The organism is Glutamicibacter soli (assembly GCF_052322135.1).
GTDB classification, from domain to species: domain Bacteria; phylum Actinomycetota; class Actinomycetes; order Actinomycetales; family Micrococcaceae; genus Glutamicibacter; species Glutamicibacter soli.
Genome location: NZ_CM125969.1, coordinates 1,270,508 through 1,293,021, shown reverse-complemented (window position 1 = coordinate 1,293,021; position 22,514 = coordinate 1,270,508). Strand labels below are relative to the sequence as shown.

Annotated in this window: 21 protein-coding genes; 10 read left to right on the top strand and 11 right to left on the bottom strand. The window is 65.3% G+C overall.

What is annotated here, in order from left to right; genetic code table 11:
* The 4 genes from ACTX90_RS06155 to ACTX90_RS06140 form a co-directional block, all read right to left on the bottom strand.
* The gene (locus tag ACTX90_RS06155) at positions 1-1,134 is read right to left on the bottom strand and encodes a pseudouridine synthase (RefSeq protein WP_443443492.1); all 1,134 of its coding nucleotides are present in this window, start codon (positions 1,132-1,134) and stop codon (positions 1-3) included.
* 98 nt (positions 1,135-1,232) lie between these two features.
* Complete coding sequence (gene scpB, locus ACTX90_RS06150) at positions 1,233-1,823, bottom strand: SMC-Scp complex subunit ScpB (RefSeq protein WP_047118668.1); 591 nt, start codon at positions 1,821-1,823, stop codon at positions 1,233-1,235.
* Complete coding sequence (locus ACTX90_RS06145; RefSeq protein WP_443443489.1) at positions 1,816-2,733, bottom strand: segregation and condensation protein A; 918 nt, start codon at positions 2,731-2,733, stop codon at positions 1,816-1,818. The genes scpB and ACTX90_RS06145 overlap by 8 nt, the downstream gene beginning before the upstream one ends.
* Positions 2,733-3,590, bottom strand: a complete 858-nt coding sequence (locus ACTX90_RS06140; RefSeq protein WP_047120632.1) for a ParA family protein — start codon at positions 3,588-3,590, stop codon at positions 2,733-2,735. Before ACTX90_RS06140 ends, ACTX90_RS06145 begins: the two co-directional genes overlap by 1 nt.
* 307 nt (positions 3,591-3,897) lie before the next feature.
* Between ACTX90_RS06140 and ACTX90_RS06135 the strand changes: the two genes are divergently transcribed.
* Positions 3,898-4,281 (top strand): VOC family protein, encoded by a 384-nt coding sequence (locus ACTX90_RS06135; RefSeq protein ID WP_286163534.1) that lies wholly within the window; start codon positions 3,898-3,900, stop codon positions 4,279-4,281.
* A 143-nt stretch (positions 4,282-4,424) separates the two neighbouring features.
* Here the strand turns inward: ACTX90_RS06135 and ACTX90_RS06130 are convergent, their stop codons facing one another.
* Positions 4,425-5,726, bottom strand: a complete 1,302-nt coding sequence (locus ACTX90_RS06130; RefSeq protein ID WP_443443487.1) for a cation:dicarboxylate symporter family transporter — start codon at positions 5,724-5,726, stop codon at positions 4,425-4,427.
* A 69-nt stretch (positions 5,727-5,795) separates the two neighbouring features.
* On the opposite strand from ACTX90_RS06130, the gene ACTX90_RS06125 reads away from it, so the two are divergent.
* From ACTX90_RS06125 to ACTX90_RS06115, 3 genes are all read left to right on the top strand, one after another.
* On the top strand, positions 5,796-7,607 hold the full coding sequence (locus tag ACTX90_RS06125; protein WP_052772298.1) for a sensor histidine kinase: 1,812 nt from the start codon (positions 5,796-5,798) through the stop codon (positions 7,605-7,607).
* A 36-nt stretch (positions 7,608-7,643) separates the two neighbouring features.
* Positions 7,644-8,402 (top strand): response regulator, encoded by a 759-nt coding sequence (locus ACTX90_RS06120; RefSeq protein WP_425323572.1) that lies wholly within the window; start codon positions 7,644-7,646, stop codon positions 8,400-8,402.
* Positions 8,403-8,469: 67 nt separating this feature from the next.
* Positions 8,470-9,210 (top strand): VIT1/CCC1 transporter family protein, encoded by a 741-nt coding sequence (locus ACTX90_RS06115; RefSeq protein WP_053797753.1) that lies wholly within the window; start codon positions 8,470-8,472, stop codon positions 9,208-9,210.
* Positions 9,211-9,291: 81 nt separating this feature from the next.
* Here ACTX90_RS06115 and ACTX90_RS06110 read toward each other — a convergent pair whose 3' ends face one another.
* Entirely contained in the window at positions 9,292-11,208 is a 1,917-nt protein-coding gene (locus tag ACTX90_RS06110) for an AMP-binding protein (RefSeq protein ID WP_443443484.1), read from the bottom strand.
* 187 nt (positions 11,209-11,395) lie between these two features.
* Here ACTX90_RS06110 and ACTX90_RS06105 point away from each other — a divergent pair, with 187 nt between their 5' ends.
* The 6 genes from ACTX90_RS06105 to ACTX90_RS06080 all read left to right on the top strand — a co-directional run bounded on the left by ACTX90_RS06105 (position 11,396) and on the right by ACTX90_RS06080 (position 16,670).
* The gene (locus ACTX90_RS06105) at positions 11,396-12,040 is read left to right on the top strand and encodes a GntR family transcriptional regulator (protein ID WP_047118663.1); all 645 of its coding nucleotides are present in this window, start codon (positions 11,396-11,398) and stop codon (positions 12,038-12,040) included.
* A 7-nt stretch (positions 12,041-12,047) separates the two neighbouring features.
* Positions 12,048-13,565: an MmgE/PrpD family protein gene (locus ACTX90_RS06100; protein ID WP_047118662.1), complete on the top strand. Its 1,518-nt coding sequence runs from the start codon at positions 12,048-12,050 to the stop codon at positions 13,563-13,565.
* A 2-nt stretch (positions 13,566-13,567) separates the two neighbouring features.
* Positions 13,568-14,497: a methylisocitrate lyase gene (gene prpB, locus ACTX90_RS06095; RefSeq protein ID WP_053797750.1), complete on the top strand. Its 930-nt coding sequence runs from the start codon at positions 13,568-13,570 to the stop codon at positions 14,495-14,497.
* Positions 14,498-14,609: 112 nt separating this feature from the next.
* Positions 14,610-15,752 carry a bifunctional 2-methylcitrate synthase/citrate synthase gene (locus tag ACTX90_RS06090; protein ID WP_113607893.1) on the top strand — a complete coding sequence of 381 codons (1,143 nt, stop codon included), beginning with the start codon at positions 14,610-14,612 and terminating at the stop codon, positions 15,750-15,752.
* Between the two features lie 166 nt (positions 15,753-15,918).
* Complete coding sequence (locus ACTX90_RS06085) at positions 15,919-16,416, top strand: DUF2975 domain-containing protein (RefSeq protein ID WP_146956135.1); 498 nt, start codon at positions 15,919-15,921, stop codon at positions 16,414-16,416.
* Positions 16,416-16,670, top strand: a complete 255-nt coding sequence (locus ACTX90_RS06080) for a helix-turn-helix domain-containing protein (protein ID WP_443443481.1) — start codon at positions 16,416-16,418, stop codon at positions 16,668-16,670. Before ACTX90_RS06085 ends, ACTX90_RS06080 begins: the two co-directional genes overlap by 1 nt.
* Here ACTX90_RS06080 and ACTX90_RS06075 read toward each other — a convergent pair.
* The 5 genes from ACTX90_RS06075 to recN all read right to left on the bottom strand — a co-directional run bounded on the left by ACTX90_RS06075 (position 16,657) and on the right by recN (position 22,478).
* Positions 16,657-17,154: an 8-oxo-dGTP diphosphatase gene (locus tag ACTX90_RS06075; protein ID WP_053797746.1), complete on the bottom strand. Its 498-nt coding sequence runs from the start codon at positions 17,152-17,154 to the stop codon at positions 16,657-16,659. The two genes, ACTX90_RS06080 and ACTX90_RS06075, sit on opposite strands and share 14 nt — an antisense overlap.
* A gap of 21 nt (positions 17,155-17,175) precedes the next feature.
* On the bottom strand, positions 17,176-18,162 hold the full coding sequence (xerD, locus tag ACTX90_RS06070) for a site-specific tyrosine recombinase XerD (protein WP_053797745.1): 987 nt from the start codon (positions 18,160-18,162) through the stop codon (positions 17,176-17,178).
* Positions 18,116-18,778 carry an NUDIX domain-containing protein gene (locus tag ACTX90_RS06065; RefSeq protein WP_053797744.1) on the bottom strand — a complete coding sequence of 221 codons (663 nt, stop codon included), beginning with the start codon at positions 18,776-18,778 and terminating at the stop codon, positions 18,116-18,118. Before ACTX90_RS06065 ends, xerD begins: the two co-directional genes overlap by 47 nt.
* A gap of 155 nt (positions 18,779-18,933) precedes the next feature.
* A complete protein-coding gene (gene pyrG, locus ACTX90_RS06060) occupies positions 18,934-20,616 on the bottom strand; it encodes a CTP synthase (RefSeq protein ID WP_047118654.1) in 1,683 nt (560 codons plus the stop codon).
* Between the two features lie 107 nt (positions 20,617-20,723).
* Entirely contained in the window at positions 20,724-22,478 is a 1,755-nt protein-coding gene (gene recN, locus ACTX90_RS06055) for a DNA repair protein RecN (RefSeq protein ID WP_443443478.1), read from the bottom strand.
* Positions 22,479-22,514: the final 36 nt, after the last annotated feature.

Genomic DNA, 22,514 nt, shown 5'->3' with positions numbered 1-22,514 from the left:
CTACATCCCCACCATTTTCATCAGGTGGCCGACTTCCTGGTTGCCCAGGGAGCGGATGACGCCCTGCTTCTGGTCGCCGAGCTGGATCGGGCCGATGGCCACGCGCACCAGGCGCTCGACCGGGTGGCCCACGGCGTCGAACATGCGGCGCACGATGCGGTTGCGGCCCGAGTGCAGGGTCACTTCCACCATCACGTGCTTCGGGGACTGGTCGATCAGCTTGAAGTCGTCGACCTTGATCCAGCCGTCCTCCAGCTTGACGCCGTCGCGCAGCTGCTTGCCCACGGAGCGCGGCAGCGGGCCGGGGACCTGCACCAGGTAGGTCTTGGGGACCTCGTACTTCGGGTGCTGCAGGCGGTTGGCCAGCTCCCCGTCGTTGGTCAGGATGAGCAGGCCCTCGGTCTTGTAGTCCAGGCGGCCGACGTGGAACAGGCGCTGGGAGAGGTGCTCGTTCTTGAAGTAGTCCGCAATGGTGCGGCGGCCCTCGGGGTCGTCCATGGTGCACATGACGTGCTTGGGTTTGTTGAAGACGTAGTAGCGGGCGGCCTTGTTCAGCTGGATGCGCATGCCGTCCACGTGGATGGAGTCCTTCGCCGGGTCAATGCGGGTGCCCAGCTCGACGACCAGGTTGCCGTTGACCTCCACGCGGCCTTCGAGGATCATCTCCTCGCAGACGCGGCGCGAAGCGACCCCGGCGTTGGCCATGGCCTTCTGCAGGCGCACGCCGTCCATCAACTCGCCGTACTGGGCGCGGGCGGCCTGGCTCTCGGCGCGGGCCTGGGCGCGGGCGCGCTGGGTCGGGCGGGCGTAGTTGGTCGGCACCGAGTTGCCGAAGCGCTCCTTGGAGAAGGCGCGCTCGGAGTTCTTGCGCGCCGCCGAGGTGTTGCGCTTGGCCGAGCCGCCGGCCTGCTTGGATCCGACGGACTTGGCGCCCGCGGACTTGCCGTAGGGCTTGGAGTCGGCCGGCTTGCCGTAGGGCTTGGCCGGGCCGGAGCCCGGGCGTCCACCGGTCTTGCCGAAGGACTTGCCGCCGGCGCCGGGCTTGCCGCCCTGTCCCGAACGGGAACCGGCTGGCTTGCCGAAGTTTGAATTGTTGCCGCGTGGGTTGCGGCCGGAGGAGGATCCCCTGCTCATGCTAAGACTTGTCCCTTGCTGTTACGTATTCGCGCGCCTGCGGCCGGTGGGCCCAGGCGTCGTTGGTCCTGTCGGGCAATGCTGCACAGCTGCATTGCCTAGTCGTCGTAGGTTGCCGAATCCAGCGATTCGAGATCGGCCACCCCGGGCAGATACGGGGACAGCGCGGGCAGCTCCTGGAGCGAGCCCAGTCCCAGTCGTTCCAGGAAGTATTCGGTCGTTTGGTAGAGCGTCGCTCCACCATCGCCCATCTCCGGATACTCCGTGATCAATCCGCGGGTGAGCAGTGTGCGCACCACCGAATCGACGTTGACACCTCGAATCGCCGAAATACGTCCACGCGAGACCGGCTGTCGGTAAGCGATGACAGCCAGGGTTTCTAGGGCGGCCTGTGACAGGCGTGCTGTTTGCCCGTCGAGCACATAACTGGAGACGAAATCGGCATAATCGGCCCGCGAATAGAAGCGCCACCCGGAGGCGACGCGTCGCAGTTCAAATCCGCGCGGGCGATCCTTACTATCATACTCGTTCGCCAGGTTCTCCAAGGCGGCAGCGATCCGGGGTACCGGCACCTCGAAGATTTCGGCCAAACGCGCCGAGGATACGGGGGTATCTGCGACCATCAGCACCGCTTCGAGCCCCGATTCCAGGCCTCCGGGAAGCTGGTCAATGGGTGCAATCTCACTCATGATCCGCCTCACCACTCCCCTCGTAGTCGTCCTGCACCGCGTCGGCGTCGAAGTCAGACTCCCCGGCCAGGCTGATCTGCAGCGGGCCGAGCGGGTCCAGCTGCTCGAAGCTGATGACCTTTTGCCTGAACATCTCCAACAATGCCAGAAAACGCACCACGACCACCAGATGCTCGGCGGCGTCGGCGACCAGCGCGGTGAAGTCCATGGCCCCGTGCGCGGCCAGCAGTTCCGCGATGGACTCCGCCTCGGCGGCGATGGTGACGTTCGCTCCATGCAGGTGGCCGAGCCCCACTTCGGTGATCGGCTCGGGCTTCGGCGCCAGCGCGCCGGCGGCGATCTGGGCGAAGCGTTCGGGGCCGATCGAGAAGATCAGCTCGGGCAGCAGCGCGGCGAATTCCGGCTCCAGCGCCACCTCGCGCGGACGGCGCGAGCCTTCGGACTCGTAGCGCTCCGCCAGGAAGGCGGCGGCGTGCTTGAACGCCTTGTACTGCAGCAGCCGCGCAAACAGCAGGTCCCTGGCTTCGAGCAGCTCGAAGTCCTCCTCGTCGGCCATTTCCCCACGCGGCAGCAGCCGGGCGGCCTTCAGATCGAGCAGCGTGGAGGCGACGACCAGGAATTCGGTAGTTTCATCCAGGATCTTCATCCCGTCGCTGCCGGCTTCGCGGCTGCTGTCCTGCAGCTCGCGCAGGTAGGCGATGAATTCGTCCGTCACTTCGGCGAGCGCCACCTCGGTGATGTCCAGTTCGCGTTTGGTGATCAGGTGCAGCAGGACGTCGAAGGGCCCGTTGAAATTTGCCAGGGCAAGGCGAAAACCGCCAGCCGATTCCCCCTGGCCCGTGTCGGGGCTTTCGTCGGGGGTGCCGGTGGCGGTTTGTTCGCGTTGGTCCTCGCTGAGCATGGTGCTCATTACGGGGCACCACCACGCCAGATCAGCTCGCGGGCCAGGTTGCGGTAGGCCTCCGCGCCGGGGTGGTTGGCGGCGTAGGAGGTGATCGGCTCTGCGGCCACGTTCGCGTCGGCGAACTTGATGGTGCGCTTGATGACGGTTTCGAAGAGCTTGTCGCCGAAAGCCTCATCCAGGCGGGTGATGACCTCGCGGCTGTGCAGGGTGCGGGCGTCGTACATGGTGGCCAGCACGCCGTCGAGTTCCAGCACCTGGTTCAGGCGGTCCTTGACCTTGTCGATGGTTTCCATCAGCAGGGCCACGGCGCGCAGGGCGAAGAATTCGGCGGTCAGCGGGATGATCACGCCGTGGGCGGCGGTCAGCGCGTTGATGGTCAGCAGGCCGAGGGATGGCTGGCAGTCGATGAGCACCACGTCGTAGTCGTCGATCACGTGGCGCAGCGCGCGTTCGAGCACCTGCTCGCGGGCGACCTCGTTGACCAGCTGCACCTCGGCGGCGGACAGGTCGATGTTCGCCGGGAGCAGGTCGATGTTCTCCACATCGGTCTGGCGGATCGCGTCGGTGATCTTCACATTGCGGTCCATCAGCACGTTGTAGACGGTGACGTCCATTTCATGCGGGTTGGTGCCGAAGCCCGCGGACAGCGCGCCCTGCGGGTCGAAGTCCACCAGCAGCACCTTGCGGCCGTACTCGGCGAGCGCCGCGGCCAGGTTGATGGTCGAGGTGGTTTTGCCCACCCCGCCCTTCTGGTTCACCATGGCGATGACGCGTGCCGGGCCGTGGGACGGCAGGGCGGCGGGTACGGGGAATTCCGAGAGTGGTTTGCCGGTGGGGCCCACCGGGCGGGGCTCCTTGAGCATCCCGGCGCCGCGGACCTTGCTTGCCTGTTCCTCGCTCACGATGGGTCAACCACACTTCCCGTTATTCCTGACAAAAACTTCGAGCTTTCGGCTCTTTTAAAGGTTATCGGGCGGGAGGGACATTCGGCGTATTTTCAACTTTTTCACGGCGAGCCTTTACCTTGAACCTTAACTCAAATGTTGTATGGACGCTGGGTATTTTCTACGACGCTCCGAAAGGCAGCGAACCCCGGACTCGGGGTCCTCGCGAGGGCACGGACCGTTGCGGACAACGTACCCGAGTGCTCGAATCATTGGAGACTGCACTATGGCCGCATCGCAAAAGGAGATTGGGATGTTCAAAAGCTTGCTTGCCAATTGCACGGTTTCGGATCTAAAACGCGCCGAGCAGTGGTACATGAGACTGCTTTCCCGCGAGCCGGACCGCCGCCCGATGGATGGGCTGCTGGAATGGCACCTCGGTCACGGGTTCGGGCTTCAAGTCTGGCATGAGCCTGAACGCGCAGGCCGCTCTACGGTCGTGTTGGAAGTTTCCAATCTCGATTCGGAGGCACTTCGGCTATCCAAGGCGGGATTCGTCCATGGCGGACCGGAACAGGGCGGTGGGGCACGGATCCTGCAGCTGGCAGATCCCGATGGCAATCGGATAGTCATCGCCGGCCCCGGCGTCATTCCGGACCCCGGCGAGTGAACGCACGGCCAATCTCAGTTCTACACCGTGCATAACCCGTGGCCTGTGCAGAGCGGCGTTCCAGTGGCGGTTAATGAGAAACATCCGCCCTCCCGCTGGGTGCGGGAGGGCGGATGCTTGCGAGGCTGGTGGCCGGCTGGAGGCTAGTGCATGCTTTCTTCCATGAGCGCCTCGTCGAACGGGCGCTGTCCGGAGAGCACTGCCTTGGCCTGGTCCAGGTCGACCTCGTGGGTCCACTTGCCGATCAGCAAGGTGGCCACCGCGTTACCGGTGAAGTTGGTCAGCGCGCGGGCCTCGGACATGAACTTGTCGATGCCCACGATCACGCCCATGCCGCCGAGCAGCTCCGGACGGTGCGCCTGCAGGCCAGCGGCCAAGGTGGCCAGGCCGGCGCCGGTCACGCCGGCTGCGCCCTTCGAGGCGATGATCATGAAGACCAGCAGGCCGATCTGCTCACCGAGGTTCATCGGCATGCCCATGGCCGTCGAGACGAACAGCGCCGACATGGTCAGGTAGATGGCAGTGCCGTCGAGGTTGAACGAGTAGCCGGTCGGGACGGTGATGCCGACCACCGGCTTCGAGACACCCACGTGCTCCATCTTGGCGATCAGGCGCGGCAGGGCCGACTCGGAGGAGGAGGTCGAGAAGATCAGCAGGTACTCGCGGGCCAGGTACTTCAGCAGCAGGAAGATGTTCAGACCGGTGACCAGGCGCAGCATGGTGCCCAGCACGAAGACGATGAAGATGATGCAGGTCAGGTAGAACGCGCCCATGAGGATGGCCATGGAACCGATGGCGGCCCAGCCGGTGGCGCCCACGACGGCGGCGATGGCGCCGAAGGCACCGATCGGCGCAACCCACATGATCATCATCATGATGCGGAAGACGACCTTCTGGATGGCCTGGATGCCGTGCAGCACCGGTTCGCCGCTCTTGCCCATGCCCTGCAGCGCGAAACCTACGAACAGTGCGACCACCAGGGTCGGCAGCACCGGCAGGGATCCCGGGATCAGCGACATGAAGAAGTCGACGGTGCCGTTTTCGGTCTTCGGCTTGTTCGGATCGTAGGGCTGCAAATCAAGGCCCTCGCCCGGGTGGATGATGTTGCCCACGACCAGGCCCAGGGCCAGCGCGAAGGTGGACATGCCGATGAAGTACAGCAGCGCCAAGCCGCCGACCTTGCCCACGGTCGCAGCCTTGGCGATGGAACCGATGCCGAGCACGATGGTGCAGAAGATCACCGGGGCGATGATCATCTTGATCAGGGCGACGAACCCGTCGCCCAGCGGCTTCAGGGCCTTGCCCAGATCAGGGGCGGCCAGGCCGATGATGGCGCCGAGCACCACCGCGGCGATCACCGAGATGTAGAGCCAGTGCGTCCGGTCCTTCTTATTTGCCTGCTGCGGCGCATCGGATGCCGCCGAATCGTGCTCGGTGATAGCCATGAAAGTGACCTGTCTTGTGAGTGGGAACCGCGACGGCGTCGTTGCCGGACGGCATTCCGTAGAATCGTTATGTCCATCGTGCGCGCCTTCGTGATTTTCATCTCCGTTGAGTTCATATTGGTCACGCACACCAGTGCAGCCACGGCCGGCCGGCCGCGCGGCGGCCACGCGAAGGGGGAAGCCTTGACCGATCATTTCGCCGATCACCCCTTGCCCCGCCCGCTGGATTCCCGCAACGACCCGGCCCCGCTGACCCGCGACGGCTGGTCCTTCGCGGTGCTGATCTTCTCGGCGCAGATGCTCGTGGTGCTGCTGGTGGTCGCCGGGCTGGCGATCGCCACCTACCAGCAGCAGAACCGGGTAATCTTGGAGGACAAGCAGTCAACGGTGGCGGCCATCTCCATCACCCTGGCCAACGACCCGTTCGTCAGCCAGGCCCTGGCGGGCAAGAACCCCACCGAACAGCTGCAGCCCTATGCGAACGAGATCCTGAACCGCGCCCCGGTGGTGGACTTCATCACGATCATGACCCCCGACCGGATCCGCGTCACCCACCCCGACCCGGAGCAGATCGGCAGACCCTATTCCGGCTCCACCAGCCAGGCGCTGCACGGTGAGGTCTACAACGAGCAGGCCGTGGGCACGCTGGGCAACTCGGTACGCACCATCGCCCCGGTCTACCACCAGGGCAGGCTCGTGGGCATGGTGTCCACCGGCATCACGCTGCACAACCTGCAGCTGATCTACCGCAGCGAAATCCCGCAGATCCTGCTGGTCTCCGCGCTGACCCTGCTGCTGGCAGGCTTCAGCGCCTGGTTCTTCTCCCGTTACGTCAACCAGGCCACCCTGGGTTTCGGCCCGCACGGGCTGCGCCGGCTGTACGCGTTCTACTTCTCCGCCCTGCACTCGGTGCGCGAGGGGCTGGTGCTGCTGGACCGTCGGCACCGCATCGTGCTGTACAACCAGGAAGCGGCCCGGCTGCTGGGCTTGCCCGAAGAAGTCCCCGGCGAGGGCATGGATCCGCAGGAAGTGCAGATGCCCGAGACCCTGCGCGAGCTGATGGTCACCGGGCGCAGCTGCAAGGACGAAATCCATCTGGGCGCCCACACCGTGCTGTCAGTTTCCCAAGGCCCGGCGAAGCTGACCAATACGAACCTGCCGCGCGTGGGCGGTTCCTGGCGCGGCTGGTTCGGCATCCAGCCGCTGACCGGGCAGGTGCTCACGCTGCGCGACCTGACCGAGGTGCAGGAACTGGCCGGCGAGCTGCAGTCGCTGAAGACCTTCTCCACCGCGTTGCGCGCCCAGACCCACGAGCACGCCAACCGGCTGCACACCATCGCCACGCTGATCGAGAACGGCAAGGTCGACCAGGCGCTGGCCTTCGCGGTGGACGACCGGCAGCACTCGCAGCAGCTGACCGACGCGATCGTGCACAGCATCGACGACGTCTACCTCTCCAGCCTGCTCGTGGCCAAGGCCGCCCAGGCCCATGAACGCGGCATCCAGCTGGACATCAGCGCGCAGGGCGTGATGCCCACCGACGCGTTCGCCGCCACCGACATCGTCACCATAGTCGGCAACCTGCTGGACAACGCGCTGGACGTCTCGGTAGGCACCGAGGATGCCACGGTCTGGGTGGAGGTCACCGCACTGGACGACGAGCTGATCATTTCGGTGGCCGACTCCGGACCTGGCATCGAGCCCGAGTTCCTGGAGAACCTGCTGCGCTTCGGGGTCAGCACCAAGTCCGGGGCGCAGCCGCGCGGGCTCGGGCTGGCCCTGGTCCAGCAGGCGGTGCTGCGCCTGGATGGCACAATGAATGTGGACAACGACGCCGGGGCGATCTTCACGGTGACCTTGCCCTTCACCCCGCGCAGCTAGCCCGCGCCGAGGGCACAACGATTTCGGGAGGAGCCGATGGGCACCATGCAGACCGCGAACACCCCCGGGCCGGGAACCCTGCACCCGCTGCGGGTGCTGGTCGTCGACGACGAACCCGACACCGCCGCCGCCCACGCGGCCTTCGTCAACCGCATCGAGGGCTTCACCGCGGCAGCGGTGGCGGGCAACGGACAGCAGGCGCTGAGCCTGCTGGCCGACGCGGTGCAGGCCGGCGAGCCCTTCGACCTGGTGCTGCTGGACATGACGCTGCCCGACCTGCACGGCATCGACGTGGCCAAGCGCATGCGCGGGCGCGGGCTGACCACCGACATCATCGCCATCACCGCGGTGCGCGACCTGGCGGTGGTGCGCTCGGCGGTGGCCACCGGCATCACCCAGTACCTGATCAAGCCCTTCACCTTCGCGGTGTTCGCCGAAAAGCTGGAAAACCACCGCCGCTTCATCGCCTCCATGCGCTCCACCGGGCCGGACGCCAGCCAGGCGGCCCTGGACACCGCCTTCTCCGCGCTGCGCACTTCGAGCGCCTCCACCACGCTGCCCAAGGGGCTGATCCCCGAAACCCTGGCGCAGATCAGCGAGCATCTGAATGCGAGCGCCGGCACAGCCTTCTCCGCCACCGAGCTGGCCGACCAGCTGGGCATGTCCCGGGTCACCGCCCGCCGCTACCTGGAACACCTGGCCGAGTCGAAGGCCGCGGTCAAGCAGCCCCGGCACGGCACCCGCGGACGCCCGGAATACGAGTACAGGGCCGCGTCCGCGTTCTCCGGCAGGTAACCCATACCAAACTTACCCAAGCCAAACCATCCTTGTCAGCGCTCGATCCACGGCGCATGATGGCAGTATGAGCAATGAAAACCAGGAGATCATCTCCGCGATCCAGCACCCCGGCGAAGCCCACGGCGAGCAGAACGTGGGCCAGCGGCTGAACTGGCTGCGCGCCGGAGTGCTCGGCGCCAACGACGGCATCGTGTCAGTGGCCGGCGTGGTGGTGGGTGTCGCCGCGGCCACCCCGAACAATCTGGCAGCCATCGCCACAGCTGGCATCGCGGCCCTGGTCGCCGGCGCCTTCTCCATGGCCGGGGGCGAATACGTCTCGGTCAGCACCCAGCGGGACACCGAGCGCGCTCTGCTGGCCAAGGAACAACGCGAGCTGCGCGAGCAGCCGGAGGAGGAACTTCAGGAGCTCGCCGGGCTGTACCGCCAGCGCGGGCTGTCCGAAGAGCTGGCCCTGCAGGTCGCCCGGGAGCTGACCAGCCACAACGCGTTGGCGGCGCACGCGGAGGTAGAGCTGGGCATCGACCCGCAGGAGCTGACCAGCCCGTGGCATGCCGCGCTGTCCTCCTTCATCGCCTTCACCGTCGGCGCGCTGATCCCGCTGGCCATGATCCTGCTGCCCTTCGGCAGCGAAATCATCAACACCGCGTTGGCTGTGGTGCTGGGACTGTTCCTCACCGGCTGGATCAGCGCGCGGCTGGGCGGCGCCCCGCTGGTTCCGGCCATCGTGCGCAATGTCCTGATGGGTTCGGCCACCATGGCCGCCACCTACCTGATCGGCCTGCTCTTCGGCGTCGCGGTCAGCTGAGGCTTCCGCCCCGATTAAACACCCGTGCCCTGCCTGCGACGATTCGCACGCAGGGCACGGGTGCTTCGGGGTCGCCGGGCTCTAGGCTTCCGGACGCAGCAGCGGCATCAGGTCATCGAGCACCGCGATGTCCTCGATGGTCGAAGGCACGGTGTATTCCTTGCCGTCGGCAATCTGGCGCATGGTCTTGCGCAGGATCTTGCCCGAGCGGGTCTTGGGCAGCGCGGCGACCACGGTGACCTCGCGGAAGTCGGCCACCGGGCCGATGTGCTGGCGCACCAGGGCCACGATTTCCTTCTTCAGCGCTTCCTCGTCGGCTTCGACGCCGGACTTGAGCACCACGTAGCCGCTGGCCCGCTGGCCCTTGAGCGCGTCGGCCAGGCCGATGACCGCGCATTCGGCCACGGCCGGGTGGCTGGAGAGCACCTGCTCCATGGCGCCGGTGGACAGCCGGTGGCCCGACACGTTGATCACGTCGTCGGTGCGGCCCATTACGAACAGGTAGCCGTCCTCGTCCAGGAAACCCGAGTCGCCGGTGAGGTAGTAGCCTTCCAGCTGGCTCAGGTAGGTGTCGATGAAACGCTGGTCGTCGCCCCACAGGGTGACCAGGGCGCCCGGAGGCAGCGGCAGGCGAACCACGATGTTGCCTTCCTCGCCGGTGGGCACCTCCTCGCCCAGGGCGTCGCGGATCTGCACGTCGAAGCCCGGCACCGGGGTGGTGGGGCTGCCGGCCTTGGCGGGAAGCTGTTCCAGGCCCAGCGGGTTGGAGGCGATCGGCCAGCCGGTTTCGGTCTGCCACCAGTTGTCCACCACCGGGATGTTCAGCAGCTCGGAGGTGAAGTGGTAGGTGTCCGGGTCAAGGCGTTCGCCGGCCACGAACAGCGCCCGCAGGCTGGACAGGTCGTGGGAGGTCATCAACCCGCCGGTCGGATCCGCCTTGCGCACCGCGCGCAGCGCGGTCGGGGCGGTGAACATGGTGGTGACCTTGTGGTCTGCGATGATGCGGCCGAACACGCCGGCATCCGGGGTGCCCACCGGCTTGCCCTCGTAGAGCACCGTGGTGGCGCCGGCGATCAGCGGCGCGTAGACGATGTAGGAGTGTCCCACGACCCAGCCCACGTCCGAGGCGGTGAACATGGTGTCCCCCGGGTGCACGTCGTAGATGGCGTTCATGGAGAACTGCAGCGCGGTGGCGTAGCCGCCCGTGTCGCGCACCACGCCCTTGGGGGCGCCGGTGGTTCCGGAGGTGTACAGCACGTACAGCGGGTGGGTGGACGGCACCGAGACCGGCGCGGCAGGCTGCGCGGTTTCAGCCAGCTGGTCCCAGTCAAGCCAGTTGATGTCCTGCCCGTTGATCGGCTTGCCGTGGTATTCCTCGATCGAGTGGGCGAAGCCGTCGCGGTGCGCGACGATGACGTCCTTGACCGCAGGCTCGGCGAGGCTCAGCGCCTCGGCGACGGCCGGCAGGTACTCGATGCGGCGCGAAGGCTCGATGCCGCCGGTCGCTGCCACGATGGCCACCGGCGCGCAGTCGGTGATGCGCGCTGCCAGTTCCTTGGGGGCGAAGCCGCCGAAGACCACCGAGTGCACCGCGCCGATGCGGGCGCAGGCAAGCATGGAAACCAGGGCCTGCGGAACCATCGGCATGTAGATCAGCACGCGGTCCCCGGTCTTGACTCCGCGTGCGAGCAGCACGCCGGCGAAGATCTCGACCTCGCGCAGCAGCTGCGCATAGGTATAGGTCTGGACTGTCCCGAGCATGGCCGAATCGTAGATCAATGCGGCCTGGTCGCCGCGTCCGGCGGCCACGTGGCGATCCAGCGCATTGACCGACAGGTTCAGCATGCCGTCGGGGAACCAGCTGTACAGCGGCTTGCGCGAAGCATCGACGGCTGATGACGGCACCGTATCCCATTGGATATCCTTGGCGGCCTCAAGCCAGAATGTCTCCGGATCAGTGCTCGCTTGATCAAAGGCCTGGCGGTAGGTCTGCGCCATGGTGTTCTCCTCCGGCGTCGGGCGTCGCTGCCCGGCGTCCTGTTAAATATCTCGACTCGTCCTCGTATACATAAGCCTATGACTACAGTCACACAATCACAACATTCATGTATACATATTTCGTACTTTTCTAAAATATTTTCCGAGCTTTGCCCCATTTGACTCGGTTTGTGTATACACTCGAAGCATGAGAGCAAGTGACAAGGTCTACGAGAGCCTGCGCACCGACATCGTCGAGTGGCGCTTGCACCCGGGAACCGTGCTTGCCGAGGTTGAACAGTCGGAACGACTAGGTGTTTCCCGCACTCCGGTACGCGAAGCCCTGGCCCGATTGGTGGCCGACGGATTGGCGGTTCCTCAGCGGGGCCGCGGAGTGGTGGTTTCAGAGGTCAGCGAAGACCATCTGGAAGATCTCTTCGTGCTGCGCCGCGCACTGGAAATCACCAGCGCCAGGCAGGCCGCCTTGTCGGAAAACCGTGCTCAGTTCGCATCCCTGGCCGAGGATTTCGACCGGTCGGTGCATCTGGCGGATCTCTCCGGGGCCCGCGACGACTACTACCAGCTGGTCGCCCGACTCGACGAGATGGTCGACGACGCGGCCAACAACCCGTACCTGGCCACCGCGCTGCGCACCCTGCGCGTGCATCTGCAACGGGTGCGCCGGCTGGCCAAGGACAATCCCGACAGGCTGCGCGACTCGGCCCGCGAACACGCGGCCATCGCCTGGGCGATTGCCGAGGGGAACGCAGAGGTGGCGGCGGCCGCCACCACCGTTCACCTCCACAAATCTTTTACACACATCAAGACATACACAGTTGGATCCGAAAGGTAGCATCTCCATGATCAACCACCCAGTACGCGTATACCGCTCCGAGGAAAACCTGGCCCGCGAAGACCAGCTGGCCCACAAGATCGCCACCGTCGCCGCCGACCCGGTCGAGGTCACCAGCGAAGTCACCGAGATGATCATCAACCGCATCATCGACAACGCCTCGGTGGCCATCGCGTCGCTGAACCGCGGCCCGATCGTCGCGGCCCGCGCCCAGGCGCTGACCCACGCGCCCTCCACCGGCGGCCAGGGCGCGTCGGTGTTCGGCATCTCCGAGAAGGTCTCCCCCGAGTGGGCTGCCTGGGCCAACGGCGTGGCTGTGCGCGAGCTCGACTACCATGACACCTTCCTGGCCGCCGAGTACTCCCACCCGGGCGACAACATCCCGCCGATCCTGGCCGTGGCGCAGCACACCGGCGCTTCGGGCAAGGACCTGATCCGCGGCATCGCCACCGGCTACGAGATCCAGGTCGACCTGGTCAAGGCCATCTGCCTGCACAAGCACAAGATCGACCACGTGGCGCACCTGGGACCATCGGCCGCAGCCGGCATCGGCACCCTGCTGGGCCTGGACGTCGAGACAATCTTCCAGGCCGTTGGCCAGGGCCTGCACACGACCACCGCCACCCGCCAGTCGCGCAAGGGCGAAATCTCCACCTGGAAGGCCCACGCCCCGGCCTTCGCCGGCAAGATGGCAGTTGAGGCAGCCGACCGCGCCATGCGCGGCCAGACCTCCCCAGTGCCGATCTACGAAGGCGAAGACGGCGTCATCGCCTGGATGCTGGACGGGCCGGACGCAGCCTACGAGGTTCCGCTGCCTGAGGCCGGCGAAGCCAAGCGCGCCATCCTCGACACCTACACCAAGGAGCACTCGGCCGAGTACCAGGCGCAGGCCTGGATCGACCTGGCCCGCAAGCTGCACGGCGAGCACCCGGAAGCCGCGGACCCGAAGAACGTGAAGTCGGTGCTGATCAAGACCAGCCACCATACCCACTACGTCATCGGCTCCGGCGCCAACGACCCGCAGAAGTACGATCCGACCGCTTCGCGCGAGACCCTGGACCACTCGATCCCGTACATCTTCACCGTTGCACTGCAGGACGGCGCATGGCACCACGTGGATTCCTACTCCCCTGAGCGTGCCGGCCGCGCCGACACCGTTGAGCTGTGGAACAAGGTGACCACCGAGGAAGACGCCGAGTGGACCCGCCGCTACCACTCGCTGGACATCGCAGAGAAGGCCTTCGGCGGTTCGGTGGAAATCACCCTGAACGACGGTACCGTGATCACCGATGAGATCGCCGTCGCCGACGCGCACCCGCTGGGCGCACGTCCGTTCGCCCGCGAGCAGTACATCAACAAGTTCCGCACCCTGGCCGAGGGCCTGGTCGACGAGGCGGAGATCAACCGCTTCATCGCCGCCGCCGAGAACCTGGAGAACCTTGCAGCCGGCGAGCTGGACCAGCTGAACATCCAGGCCGCCGACGGTGTCATCAACCTGGAAACCGCACCTAAGGGACTGTTCTAATCATGTTGTACTCAACCAAGACCCCAGCCGCGAAGCGCGTAGCGCTGCGCGAAATGCTGACCCCGGGAGCTGCCCGCCAGTTCCCCGGAGCCTTCAACCCGCTCTCGGCCAAGCTGATCAGCGAGAAGAACTTCGACGGCGTCTACATCTCCGGTGCGGTGCTGGCCAATGACCTGGGCCTGCCGGACATCGGCCTGACCTCGCTGACCGAGGTCGCCACCCGCGCCGGGCAGATCGCCCGCATGACCGACCTCCCGTCGATCGTTGACGCCGACACCGGCTTCGGCGAGCCGATGAACGTGGCCCGCACCATCCAGGAGCTGGAATACGCCGGCCTGGCCGGTTGCCACATCGAGGACCAGTTCAACCCGAAGCGCTGCGGGCACCTGGATGGCAAGAACGTGGTGGATACCGAAACCATGCTCAAGCGCATCGCTGCCGCCGCCGACGCGCGCATCGACGAGAACTTCCTGATCATGGCCCGCACGGACATCCGTGCGGTCGAGGGCCTGGCTTCGGCCGTGGACCGCGCCAAGGCCATGGTGGATGCCGGCGCGGACGCGATCTTCCCGGAGGCCATGAAGAACGTCGCCGAGTTCGAGGCGATCTGCAATGCGGTGGACGTGCCGGTGCTGGCCAACATGACCGAGTTCGGCAAGTCCGAGCTGTTCAACCGCCAGGAACTGGCAGATGCCGGCGTCGCGCTGATCATCTACCCGGTCACCCTCCTGCGCAGCGCCATGGGCGCGGCGGAGCGGGTGCTGGACGCGATCAGCGAAGACGGCACCCAGCAGCGCGAAGTGGATAACATGTTAACCAGGTCACGTCTGTACGAGCTGGTGGACTACGAAGCCTACAACCGGTTCGACACCGGAATCTTCAACTTCCAGGTCCCAACCCTGGACATCGATTCCAACAGCGCGAATCTCTAAACAGGAGCCACCGCACTGTGGCAGCGTCCGGTTGCGCGGGCCGTCTGAATTCTTCGACGGCCCGCGCTACCGGCCTAAAAGTCTTGAAAGACAATTCAGGAGGAGTACGACCATGAGCACGAGCACCGAAGACATCAAGAAGGGTCTGGCTGGAGTCGTCGTCGACTACACCGCCGTATCCAAGGTCAACCCAGAGACCAACTCCCTGCTCTACCGCGGCTACCCGGTACAGGACCTTGCAGCATCCAAGTCCTTCGAAGAGGTTGCCCTGCTGCTGTGGAACGGCGAACTGCCGTCCCAGAGCGAACTGACCGAATTCACAGCCTTCGAGCGCGCCAACCGCACGCTGGATCCGGCCGTCAAGGCCGCCATCGACCTGTTGCCGGCCGACTGCCACCCGATGGACGTGGGCCGCACCGCGGTCTCCGTGATCGGCGCCAACCACTCGCAGTCGGAGAACTCCTCCGTCGAAGCCGAGCTACTGAAGTCCAAGGAGCTGTTCGCGGCCTTCCCTGCTGTCGTGGCCTACGACCAGCGCCGCCGCCGCGGCCTGGACGTCGTCCCGCCGCGCGACGATCTGGATTACGCAGCCAACTTCCTGTGGATGACCTTCGGCGAAGAAGCAGCGCCTGAGGTTGTCGACGCTTTCCGCGTCTCCATGGTGCTGTACGCGGAGCACTCGTTCAACGCGTCGACCTTCACCGCTCGCGTGATCACCTCGACCCTGTCGGACCTGCACTCGGCAGTCACCGGCGCCATCGGCGCCCTGAAGGGCCCGCTGCACGGCGGCGCCAACGAGGCCGTCATGCACACCTTCACCGAGATCGGCATCGACAAGGACGAGTCCCGCGAGAACGCCGCCAAGCGCGCCAAGGCCTGGATGGAAGAGGCCCTGGCAGCCAAGAAGAAGGTCATGGGCTTCGGCCACCGCGTCTACAAGCACGGCGACTCCCGCGTTCCGACCATGAAGGCCGCACTGGATCGCATGATCGAGCACTACGGCCGCCACGAAATGCTGGGCCTCTACGACGGCCTGGAAGCTGCCATGGACGAGGCCAAAGCCATCAAGCCGAATCTGGACTACCCGGCAGGCCCGACCTACCACCTGATGGGCTTCGACACCGAGATGTTCACCCCGATCTTCATCGCGGCGCGCATCACCGGCTGGACCGCACACATCATGGAGCAGCGCGCCTCGAACGCCCTGATCCGCCCGCTCTCTGCCTACAACGGCCCGGAGCAGCGCGCACTGTAAAAAGTAGCGCCTTGCCGCCGGCCCGGACCTCGCGTCCGGGCCGGCGTTTTTGTGTCCGCAGCACGTCCCCACGGACGAGCACCTCCGCTCGGGATTGCCTAGATAACGATCAGGAGTTATCGTTTAACGATAGATACCATCTGTAAAACGATAAGTGAGGTGAACCGTGAGCCGATTCAGCATTGTGGCACTCAGGGGGATTTTGGCTGTGGTCCTGGCCGGGACGCTTTTTGTCCAATTGGTCATGGTGCCGATGATCGCGGTGAACGAGGTGTCGCACCCCGGAGCTCCGGATGTGCCCGCGGTCGCGCTGCTCGCGTACTTGGTTCTGGCCGGGATCGTCATCGAGATCTGCTCGGTCTGCGTCTGGAAGCTGGCCACCCGCGTGGCCCGCAGCACGGTGTTCGACCCTGCATCGTCCAAATACGTCGGACCGATCATCTGGTCGATCGCCGCCGGATCGCTGGCCACCTTCGCCCTTGCAGCCCTGCTGGCGCCCGGCGAGGATATCGCCCCGGGAATGGTCCTGCTCATCGGCGGCTTCGGAATCCTGCTGGCCGGAATCTCGGTGATCGTGTTCGTCTTGCGCCAGCTGCTCCTCCAGGCCACGCAGACCGAAGCGCAGGCCGCCGCCCTGCGCACCGAGCTCGGCGGTGTCATCTGATGGGCATCCGTGTCGATATCGACATCATGCTCGCCAAGCGGAAGATGGCGGTCGGAGAGCTGGCTGAACGGATCGGCATCACTCCGGCCAATCTGGCGGTATTGAAGAACGGGCGGGCCAAGGCGGTCCGCTTCACGACCTTGCAGTCGTTGTGCGAGGTCCTGGGCTGCCAGCCCGGGGACCTGCTCGTCTACGAACCCGACACCGCCCAAGCCGAAGCCGGGCAGGACACCACGCCCGCTACCAGGGGGTGATCTGCACCGACTCGACGCCGAGGTTGTCCTGCGCCATGATTACTGTCGCGGTGAACATCTCCCCGCCGATGATGAGCGGAAGCCAGTGCTCCGCGTCCTGCCACATGTGATCGACCGGCAGGTTGGCCACCGGGTACCAGCGCGGTTCCAGCTCCTCGCTGGCCACCGGCTCACCCTGGTAGCTGGTGGCCAGGAAGACTTGGCAGTCCATGTCCGAGGCAGGCCGTACGGGAAAACGGAACAGGATCGTGGCTCGGTGGACCGGGGCGCTTTCTGTGACTTGCAGCCCCGTCTCCTCTTCCAGCTCCCGGATCGCGGCGGCCGCGGCCTGCTCCCCCGGCTCGATTTTTCCGCCGGGGGCCACCATGTTGCCGGCTCCGAAGCCGGTGAGCTTGCGGCCCAGCAGCACCTCCTGCCGCTCGCCCTGGCCGCGCAGGACCAGCATCAGCACCACCGGCTGGGGATGGGTCTTGTTTGCGCTCATGATTGCTCTCCTGCTGGGACTCTAGTTCACGCGCGGGTGCGCCAGCTGATAGGCCTCGCGCAGTGAATCGACGCTGACCTTGGTGTAGATCTGGGTGGTGGTCACCGATGCGTGTCCCAACAGCTCCTGCACCACGCGCACGTCCGCACCGCCCTCCAGCAGGTGGGTGGCGAATGAATGGCGCAAGGTGTGCGGCGAGACTTCGGTGCTGATACCGGCCCGCTGCGCGGCCTTGGACAGGATCATCCAGACGGACTGCCTGGAGAGCCGCCCGCCGCGCTGGTTCAGGAACAAGGCGGGAGTGCCTTTGCCCTTGGCCGCCAAGCCGGGACGGGCGCGGACCAGGTAGTCGCTGACCGCGCGCTGGGCATAGGCCCCCACGGGGACTACTCGTTCCTTGGAGCCCTTGCCGAACAGCCTGACGACCGAGTCATCGGAAAAATGCAGATCGTCTACGTCCAGCGCGACCACTTCGGAAATGCGCGCCCCGGTGGAGTACAGGAATTCAAGGATTGCGCGGTCGCGTAGCCCGGCCGGGGTGTCCACCGCGATTGACTCGAGGATGCTCGTGACCTCGGCGATGGAAATGGCCTTGGGCAGCGATTGTCCCACCGCGGGAGGCTGCACCTCGCGCGCCGGATTAGGGGCGCAAATGCCTTCCAGTTCCCAGTACTTGTGCAGCTGCCGCACCGCCACGGTATGGCGGGCCACCGAGCGGGCGCCGAGCGGTGGGTGCACCTCGTCGCCACGAGCCAGCTGCTGCAGGTACCCGTTGACGTGCGCCTCGGTGATGGCGTCGGGAGTTCCCACGCCGGCCTCTTCCAGCGTTTCAAGATAGCGGGTCAAATCCCGCCGGTACGAGGACAGCGTGTTCTCGGCCAAGCCGCGTTCAATCGCCAGGTGCTGCAGATAACGGCGCAAACCGGGGGCCAGCGAGGGGCCCAAAGCGGTTTCGGCTGGCTTACTGATTGCGAAGCCCCGGGTGCACGTCGAAGGGCTCCTCGGCATCGCGCAGCGTGGCATAGCCAGTGGCGCGGGCCGCGTTGGCCGCCAGCAGGCCGATGACCGCCGTCGGGTTGTGGATCTTTCCGGCTAGCACCTGGGCGATGGCTTCGTCCAGCGGCACCCATTCGGTGATCATTTCTGCTTCCTCGTCGGTACGGGTGTGGCGATGGTCTTCGGGGACCAGCTCGACTCCGCGGGCCAGATAGATGCGCACGGCTTCGGAGGATGAGCCCGGGCTCAGGAACACGTCGGTGAGGATCGACCACTGCTGCGCGGTGCGGTCGGCTTCTTCCCACAGCTCGCGCTTGGCGGCGTCCAGTGGCGGCTCCCCCGCGATGTCCAGCAGACCGGCTGGCAGCTCCCACAAACGCATCCCCACCGGGTGCCGGTACTGGTTGACCATGAGCACACGTTCGCTCTCGTCGATCACCAGCACGGTGACCGCTCCGGGGTGCTCGATGTAGTCGCGTTCGATGACGGCGCCTTCGTCGGACAGCTCCACGGAATCATGCAGCACATTCCAGATCCGGCCTTCGTACACGGTTTCGCGGGCGACCAGTGTGCGCGGGGAAAGTTCGTCCGAGATCTGCTGGCTCTGCACGTTGTGGTCCTTGCTCATGAAACTTGGTTCTCCTGTACTAGACGGCGGGTCCGAAAATTCGGCTGGCTCCATGTCCAGCTTAAATGCATACGCGCCGGTCACGATGACCGGCGCGTATGGCTTCAGCTCTGACGCTGCCTGCGAGGCGCCGTCAGCGGCTGAAGTGTGGCTGTTTAGACGTCGCGCTGAGCGATTGCCGCTTCCACCAGACCAGCGAACAGCGGGTGCGGGCGGGTTGGGCGGCTGGAGAGCTCAGGGTGGGCCTGGGTGGAAACGTAGTAAGGATGAACGTCCTTCGGCAGTTCCACGTACTCGACCAGGCTGTTGTCCGGCGAAGTTCCGGAGAAGACCAGGCCTGCTTCCTCCAGCTGCGCGCGGTAGGCATTGTTGACCTCGTAGCGGTGGCGGTGGCGCTCTGCGACCTCGGTCTTGCCGTAGGTCTCGGCGACGACGGAGCCTTCCAGCAGCTTCGCGTCGTATAAGCCAAGACGCATGGTGCCGCCCAGGTCGCCCTTGCCCTCGACGATGTCCAGCTGCTCTTCCATGGTCGCGATGACCGGGGTCGAGGATGCTGGATCGAATTCGGTCGAGGAAGCCTCCGGCAAACCAGCCATGTTGCGAGCGTACTCGATCACCATGGACTGCAGGCCAAGGCATAGGCCCAGAGTAGGCAGCTTGTTCTCGCGGGCGAACTTCAGTGCGCCGAGCTTGCCTTCAAGGCCGCGGATGCCGAAGCCGCCCGGGACGCAGATCGCCTCCGCGCCGGCCAACGCCTTCTTGGCACCGGCTTCGGTGGCGCATTCGTCGGATGGGACCCAACGGATGTTGACCTTGGCCTGATTGGCGAAGCCGCCAGCCTTCAGTGCTTCGGTGACGGACAGGTAGGCGTCCGGCAGGTCGATGTACTTGCCGACCAGCGCGATGGTCAGTTCGGTCTTCGGATTGTGCACCACGTCCAGCAGGCGGTCCCAGTCTTCCCAGTCCACATCACGGAACTTCAGGTCAAGGGTCTGCACAATGTAGGCGTCCAGGCCCTGGGCGTGGATGACCTTCGGAATGTCGTAGATGCTCGGGGCATCGGCGCAGTTGATAACCGCTTCGGTATCCACGTCGCAGGTGCGGCCGAGCTTGGCGCGCATCTCGTCCGGGATCTCGCGATCCGAGCGGATGACCAGCGAGTCAGGCTGAATGCCGATCGAGCGCAGGGCTGCGACCGAGTGCTGAGTAGGCTTGGTCTTCAGTTCCTGGCTTGGGCCGATGTACGGAACCAGGGAAACATGGACGAAGAACGCGTTCTTTCGGCCGATGTCCTGGCGTACCTGGCGTGCTGCCTCCAGGAATGGCTGGGACTCGATATCGCCAACGGTGCCGCCGATTTCGGTGATGATGACGTCGGGAGCCGACTTGCCTTCACCCGGTTCGGTGGCGGCCAAGCGCATACGGCGCTTGATCTCGTCGGTGATGTGAGGGATGACCTGGACGGTGTCGCCAAGGTACTCGCCGCGGCGTTCGCGTTCGAGGACGGTGGAGTAAACCTGTCCGGTGGTCACGTTGGCGCTGCCCGGTAGGTTCTCATCCAGGAAACGCTCGTAGTGTCCGATATCCAGATCGGTTTCGGCGCCGTCATCGGTAACGAAGACTTCACCGTGCTGGAAGGGGTTCATGGTACCTGGATCGACGTTCAGGTACGGATCGAGCTTCTGCATGGTCACAGAAAGACCACGAGCTCGAAGAAGATGTCCAAGGCTGGATGCCGTCAAACCCTTACCCAGGGAGGAGGCCACACCGCCGGTGACGAAGATATGCTTTGTCGTTTCAGACGACCGAGAATCACGAGTATTATTACGCTGCACCACGGGATTTCATCCTATCACCATTCTTTTACCAAGCATCCACACTCACTGTAGTGCACGGGTTCGCCAAGCCCTAGTTTGCTTCGAGATTTGCGCGCCGACGTTGAAAATCAAGGCTTCTTCGATTCGCTGGCGGTGAGCGAACACACTAATTTTTGCGCATCCGCCAGCAATTCTTCAGCATGCGCCTGCGCCGTATCGGATTCTTCCTGCCCGGCAAGCATGCGCGCCAGCTCGCGGATGCGGGCTGGCTCATCGAGAGCCACGACGTCGCTGGCGGTGAACCCGGCCCCAGCGTTGGATTTAGCATCCGAATTCTTGATGACACGGATGTGCCGGTCGGCGTAGGCGGCGACCTGCGGCAGGTGGGTCACGACGATAACCTGGACATGACGGGCCAGCATGGCCAAACGTTCGCCGATGCTGACCGCCGCCTTGCCGCCGACGCCTTGGTCGACCTCGTCGAAGACAAACGTCGGCACGGGATCCACGGCCGCCAGCACCACTTCGATGGCCAGCATGACGCGGGAGAGCTCGCCGCCGCTGGCTCCCTTGCCCAGCGGGCGCGCAGAAGCCCCGGCATGCGGCGCGAGCAGCATGGAAATCGAATCCTGGCCGAAGGCTCCCGGTTCTTCGAGTTCGTTGACCTCAATGACGAGCTTGGCATCAGGCATGGCCAGTGCGGTCAACTCCGCCGAAACTCGGGTCGACAGCTTCTTGGCGGCCTTGCGGCGGGCGTCGGAAAGGTCGGAGGCGAGCGCCGCGACCTTCTGTTCCAGCGCGACGACCTCATCTTGGAGCACTTCGATGCGCGAGTCATCCCCTCCCAGAGATTCCAGGCGTTTACGAGCGGTCTGCGCCCACTCGATGACTTCGTCGATGCTGGGTGCGTATTTGCGCAACAGCTTGCCCAGGTCTGCGCGGCGCGCCTCGACCTGCGCCAGCAGCTCGGGGCCTTCCTCGTCCAGATCCGCCATGTAACCGGCAAGATCGCTGGAAAGCTCCGACGCCAGAATGCCGAGTTCAGCGGCCCGTTCAGCAAATCCGGAGAGCACCGGGTCGTCCCCGCTCGCCTGAGCCAACACTCCCCTGGCTGTTTCAACAAGGGTGGTGATTCCAGGGCTCTCGAAGTCCTCGGAGTCGATGACAGCCTGCGCCTGCAGGCTGGCGTTGCGCAGGGACTCGATATTGCCCAGCTTCATGGACTGCTCGCGCAACATGTCGTCTTCTCCGGGCTGCGGATCCAGCGAGTCGATTTCATCCAGTGCCAGGCGGAGGTTCTCGGCCTCCCGCACCCGGTTGCGCGAATCCTGCGTCAACGAGGCCAGCTCCTTGGTGGCTGCGCGCCATTGGCGGTAGCTGCGCTGGTAGCTGCCGAGGATACGGGCTACGCCGCTGCCGGCAAATCGGTCGAGCGCGTCACGCTGGGCCCCGGGCTCCTTAAGGCGGATCTGGTCGGACTGGCCGTGCACGGCCACAAGCTCCTGGCCCAGTTCAGCCAGCAAGCCGACAGGCGCGCTGCGCCCGCCTACGGTGGCCCGTGAGCGCCCCTGCGCCGACAGCGACCGCGAGAGCAGCAGTTCACTGCACTGGCCAGCCGGTTCGATGAAGGCGCCGGCCTGGGCGGCCGCGTCGAGCACGTGGTGGTCAGGGTCCAAGTGGATGACGGCCTCCGCCAGGGCATGGTCAGCCCCGGTGCGCACGGCGCCGGCATCTGCGCGGCGTCCCAGCAGCAACGAGAGCGCGGTGATCACCATCGTCTTGCCTGCACCGGTTTCACCGGTGACAACCGTCAGCCCGGGGCCGAGCGGCAGGGTGGCATTGGTGATGACGCCCAGGTTGGAGATCGAGATTTCCTGAATCATGGCCTGCTCCCGAAAGTCGAGTTCAAGTTCAAACGT

Coding starts and splice junctions, on each gene's coding strand:
- xerD (WP_053797745.1), bottom strand. CDS start 18,162: ATGCCGAGGAGCCCTTCGACGTGCACCCGGGGCTTCGCAATCAGTAAG.
- ACTX90_RS06155 (WP_443443492.1), bottom strand. CDS start 1,134: ATGAGCAGGGGATCCTCCTCCGGCCGCAACCCACGCGGCAACAATTCA.
- ACTX90_RS06065 (WP_053797744.1), bottom strand. CDS start 18,778: ATGAGCAAGGACCACAACGTGCAGAGCCAGCAGATCTCGGACGAACTT.
- scpB (WP_047118668.1), bottom strand. CDS start 1,823: ATGAGTGAGATTGCACCCATTGACCAGCTTCCCGGAGGCCTGGAATCG.
- ACTX90_RS06100 (WP_047118662.1), top strand. CDS start 12,048: ATGATCAACCACCCAGTACGCGTATACCGCTCCGAGGAAAACCTGGCC.
- ACTX90_RS06115 (WP_053797753.1), top strand. CDS start 8,470: ATGAGCAATGAAAACCAGGAGATCATCTCCGCGATCCAGCACCCCGGC.
- ACTX90_RS06080 (WP_443443481.1), top strand. CDS start 16,416: ATGGGCATCCGTGTCGATATCGACATCATGCTCGCCAAGCGGAAGATG.
- ACTX90_RS06090 (WP_113607893.1), top strand. CDS start 14,610: ATGAGCACGAGCACCGAAGACATCAAGAAGGGTCTGGCTGGAGTCGTC.
- ACTX90_RS06135 (WP_286163534.1), top strand. CDS start 3,898: ATGGCCGCATCGCAAAAGGAGATTGGGATGTTCAAAAGCTTGCTTGCC.
- ACTX90_RS06125 (WP_052772298.1), top strand. CDS start 5,796: ATGTCCATCGTGCGCGCCTTCGTGATTTTCATCTCCGTTGAGTTCATA.
- prpB (WP_053797750.1), top strand. CDS start 13,568: ATGTTGTACTCAACCAAGACCCCAGCCGCGAAGCGCGTAGCGCTGCGC.
- ACTX90_RS06120 (WP_425323572.1), top strand. CDS start 7,644: ATGGGCACCATGCAGACCGCGAACACCCCCGGGCCGGGAACCCTGCAC.
- ACTX90_RS06110 (WP_443443484.1), bottom strand. CDS start 11,208: ATGGCGCAGACCTACCGCCAGGCCTTTGATCAAGCGAGCACTGATCCG.
- ACTX90_RS06145 (WP_443443489.1), bottom strand. CDS start 2,733: ATGAGCACCATGCTCAGCGAGGACCAACGCGAACAAACCGCCACCGGC.
- ACTX90_RS06140 (WP_047120632.1), bottom strand. CDS start 3,590: ATGCTCAAGGAGCCCCGCCCGGTGGGCCCCACCGGCAAACCACTCTCG.
- ACTX90_RS06130 (WP_443443487.1), bottom strand. CDS start 5,726: ATGGCTATCACCGAGCACGATTCGGCGGCATCCGATGCGCCGCAGCAG.
- ACTX90_RS06105 (WP_047118663.1), top strand. CDS start 11,396: ATGAGAGCAAGTGACAAGGTCTACGAGAGCCTGCGCACCGACATCGTC.
- ACTX90_RS06075 (WP_053797746.1), bottom strand. CDS start 17,154: ATGAGCGCAAACAAGACCCATCCCCAGCCGGTGGTGCTGATGCTGGTC.
- recN (WP_443443478.1), bottom strand. CDS start 22,478: ATGATTCAGGAAATCTCGATCTCCAACCTGGGCGTCATCACCAATGCC.